At 60.5% G+C, this 3982-nt stretch carries 3 protein-coding genes; all 3 read right to left on the reverse strand.

The window, feature by feature from the left end; genetic code table 11:
* Positions 1 to 61: 61 nt before the first annotated feature.
* Positions 62 to 1624 (reverse strand): alkyl hydroperoxide reductase subunit F, encoded by a 1563-nt coding sequence (ahpF, locus tag J4E53_RS30065; protein ID WP_060741671.1) that lies wholly within the window; start codon positions 1622 to 1624, stop codon positions 62 to 64.
* Between the two features lie 124 nt (positions 1625 to 1748).
* On the reverse strand, positions 1749 to 2312 hold the full coding sequence (gene ahpC, locus J4E53_RS30070; protein ID WP_047227636.1) for an alkyl hydroperoxide reductase subunit C: 564 nt from the start codon (positions 2310 to 2312) through the stop codon (positions 1749 to 1751).
* 239 nt (positions 2313 to 2551) lie between these two features.
* A complete protein-coding gene (gene gorA / locus J4E53_RS30075; protein WP_103311381.1) occupies positions 2552 to 3907 on the reverse strand; it encodes a glutathione-disulfide reductase in 1356 nt (451 codons plus the stop codon).
* Between the last annotated feature and the right edge of the window lie 75 nt (positions 3908 to 3982).

The following is a 3982-nucleotide window of genomic DNA, read 5'->3' on the forward strand; positions in this document are numbered from 1 at the left end:
GGCCGATAAAAAACCCCATGAGCCAGGGCCCATGGGGTTTTGTCTTGCCGCTTTCGGCTGTTTATGCCGGCGCGGAAGTGCGGATCAGGTGGTCGAAGGCGCTCAGCGAAGCCTTGGCGCCCTCACCCACGGCGATCACGATCTGCTTGTACGGCACAGTGGTCACGTCACCGGCGGCGAACACGCCTGGGATCGAGGTCTCACCACGGGCATCGACGATAATCTCTCCCCTCGGCGACAGCTCGACGGTGCCTTTGAGCCAATCGGTGTTGGGCAACAGGCCGATCTGCACGAAGATCCCTTCCAGCTCCACGTCCCGCACTTCACCGCTCGGACGGTCCTTGTAGCGCAAGCCATTGACCTTCTGGCCGTCCCCCGTCACTTCGGTGGTCTGGGCGTTGGTCACCACTGTCACGTTCGGCAGGCTGTGCAGTTTGCGCTGCAACACCGCGTCGGCACGCAATTGCACATCGAACTCCAGCAACGTGACGTGGGCCACGATACCCGCCAGGTCGATCGCCGCCTCGACGCCGGAGTTACCACCGCCGATCACCGCTACACGCTTGCCTTTGAACAGCGGGCCGTCGCAGTGCGGGCAGTACGCCACGCCCTTGTTGCGATATTGCTGCTCGCCCGGCACGTTCATTTCGCGCCAGCGGGCACCGGTCGCCAGGATCACGGTCTTGGCCTTGAGGCTCGCACCGCTGGCGAACTTGATTTCATGCAGGCTGCCGTCCTTGCCCGGCAGCAAGGCGTCGGCACGCTGCAGGTTCATGATGTCCACGTCGTACTGCTTGACGTGTTCTTCCAGGGCAACAGCCAGTTTCGGCCCTTCGGTTTCCTGGACCGAGATGAAATTTTCGATGGCCATGGTGTCGAGCACCTGGCCGCCGAAACGTTCGGCCGCCACACCGGTGCGGATGCCTTTACGGGCCGCGTAGATCGCCGCCGAAGCGCCAGCCGGGCCGCCGCCGACCACCAGCACATCGAAAGCATCCTTGGCGCTGATTTTCTCAGCCTGGCGTTCGATGCCGCTGGTGTCGATCTTGGCGAGAATCTCTTCCAGGCCCATGCGGCCCTGGCCGAAGTTCACGCCGTTCAGGTAAATGCTGGGCACGGCCATGATCTGGCGTTCATCGACTTCGGCCTGGAACAGCGCGCCGTCGATGGCGACGTGGCGAATGTTCGGGTTCAGCACCGCCATCAGGTTCAGCGCCTGGACCACGTCCGGGCAGTTCTGGCACGACAGCGAGAAATACGTCTCGAAATTGAACTCGCCTTCAAGGGCGCGGATCTGTTCGATGACCTCGACACTGGCCTTCGATGGGTGGCCGCCGACTTGCAACAGGGCCAACACCAGCGAAGTGAATTCGTGGCCCATGGGGATGCCGGCAAAACGCAGGCTGATATCGGCTCCCGGGCGGTTCAACGAAAACGACGGCTTGCGCCCATCGGTACCGTTGTCGAGCAAGGTAATCTGGTGGGAAAGACTGGCAACTTCTTGGAGTAACGCGAGCATTTCCTGGGATTTCGCACCGTCGTCGAGGGAGGCGACGATCTCGATCGGCTGGGTGACCCGTTCCAGGTATGACTTCAACTGAGCTTTAAGATTGGCGTCCAACATACGGGCGATTTCCATTTTGTGAATTCAGAAAAAAACAACGCCCGAGCGAATCTCGCCCGGGCGTTTTTTGGGGCGAAGCGGCTTACTTGATTAAGAGCGGATCGCCCTCGGATGACTCACAGACTTAGATCTTGCCGACCAAGTCCAGGGACGGAGCCAGGGTGGCCTCGCCTTCTTTCCACTTGGCTGGGCAGACTTCGCCCGGGTGAGCGGCAACGTACTGAGCGGCCTTGACCTTGCGCAGCAGCTCGGAAGCGTCGCGGCCTACACCACCGTCGTTGATCTCGACGATCTTGATCTGGCCTTCAGGGTTGATCACGAAAGTACCGCGGTCAGCCAGGCCGACTTCTTCGATCAGCACGTCGAAGTTGCGGGAGATGACGTGAGTCGGGTCACCGATCATGGTGTACTGGATCTTGCCGATGGCTGGCGAAGTGTTGTGCCAGGCGGCGTGGGCGAAGTGAGTGTCGGTGGAGACGCTGTAGATCTCGACGCCCAGTTTCTTGAATTCGGCGTAGTTGTCGGCCAGGTCTTCCAGCTCGGTTGGGCAAACGAAGGTGAAGTCGGCTGGGTAGAAGAACACGACAGACCATTTGCCTTTCAGGTCGGCGTCCGACACCTGGACGAATTCGCCGTTTTTGAAGGCGGTAGCGTTGAACGGTTTAACTTGGCTGTTGATGATAGGCATCGATGTTTCTCCATCAGGGTTGAGAAGTTGATGGAGGGAATCTTAACCACTCATCCCCCGGCTGGCTCATTGGCAAACCTGATGTGAATGATTGGTTTTGGCTATCAGGAATCTATATAGATAGAAAAAATCTGTGGGCGCTGGTGGAGGCTGCGATCTTCCGTTTGGGACTCAAGTGTCTGGGAAAGATCGCAGCCTCGTTGCACTCGTCAGCTCCTACACAACGGCTAAGGGCCGCGTCAGGCGACGGGCGTACGCATCGTCACGAACTCTTCGGCGGCGGTCGGGTGCACGCCGATGGTCTCGTCGAAGTCGCGCTTGGTGGCACCGGCCTTGAGGGCGATGGCCAAGCCTTGGACGATTTCACCGGCATCCGGGCCGACCATGTGGCAACCCAGGACCTTGTCGGTCCGGGCATCCACCACCAGTTTCATCAGGGTGCGCTCCTGGCAGTCGGTCAAGCTCAGCTTCATCGGCCGGAAACGGCTTTCGAAGATCTCGACCTCATGCCCCTCTTCCCTGGCCTGTTCCTCGGTCAGGCCCACCGTGCCGATGTTCGGCAGGCTGAATACGGCGGTGGGGATCATCCGGTAATCCACCAGTCGATACTGCTCGGGCTTGAACAGACGCCGCGCCACCGCCATGCCTTCGGCCAGGGCCACAGGGGTGAGCTGGACGCGACCGATCACGTCGCCAATGGCCAGGATCGACGGTTCGGTGGTCTCGTATTTTTCGTTGACCTTGACAAAACCCTTCTCATCCACCGCGACGGTGGTGTTCTCCAGGCCGAGATTGTCGAGCATCGGTCGCCGGCCGGTGGCGTAGAACACACAGTCGGTGATCAACGTTTTGCCATCCTTGAGCTCGACCCTCAGGCTGCCGTCGTCCAGTTTTTCGATGGATTTGATGTCGGCGTTGAATTGCAGGTCCAGGCCACGACGGGTCAGTTCTTCCGCCAGGTGCTTGCGCACCGCACCGTCGAAGCCGCGCAGGAACAGTTCGCCGCGATACAGCAACGACGTCTGCGCGCCCATGCCGTGGAAGATCCCGGCGAACTCCACCGCAATGTAGCCACCGCCCACCACGATGACGCGCTTGGGCAGTTCCTTGAGAAAGAATGCCTCGTTGGAACTGATGGCGTGCTCGCGCCCCGGAATGTCCGGGATCACCGGCCAGCCGCCGGTGGCGATCAGGATATGCCTGGCGGTATGACGCTGGCCGTTGATCTCGACCTCATGGGGCCCGGTCAGCCTGGCGTGACCTTCGTGCAGTGTGACGCCGCTGTTGACCAGCAGGTTGCGGTAGATGCCGTTGAGGCGGTTGATCTCCTGATCCTTGTTGGCGATCAGCGTGGCCCAGTCGAAACTCGCCTCGCCCGCCGTCCAGCCGTAAGCCGACGCTTGCTCGAAGTCCTCGGCGTAATGCGCGCCATAGACCAGCAGTTTTTTCGGCACGCAGCCCACGTTGACGCAGGTCCCGCCCAGATAGCGACTTTCCGCCACGGCCACCTTTGCCCCAAAACCGGCGGCGAACCGCGCAGCCCGCACACCACCGGAACCGGCGCCAATCACATACAAGTCAAAATCGTAGGCCATTTTCTATCTCCTTCGGCAGGTCATCAGCATACCTGCTGTTTTCACTTGAGGCAGCGTTGCGGTGGGTTATGGGGG

The organism is Pseudomonas sp. FW305-28 (assembly GCF_017351395.1).
Lineage (GTDB): Bacteria > Pseudomonadota > Gammaproteobacteria > Pseudomonadales > Pseudomonadaceae > Aquipseudomonas > Aquipseudomonas fluorescens_AA.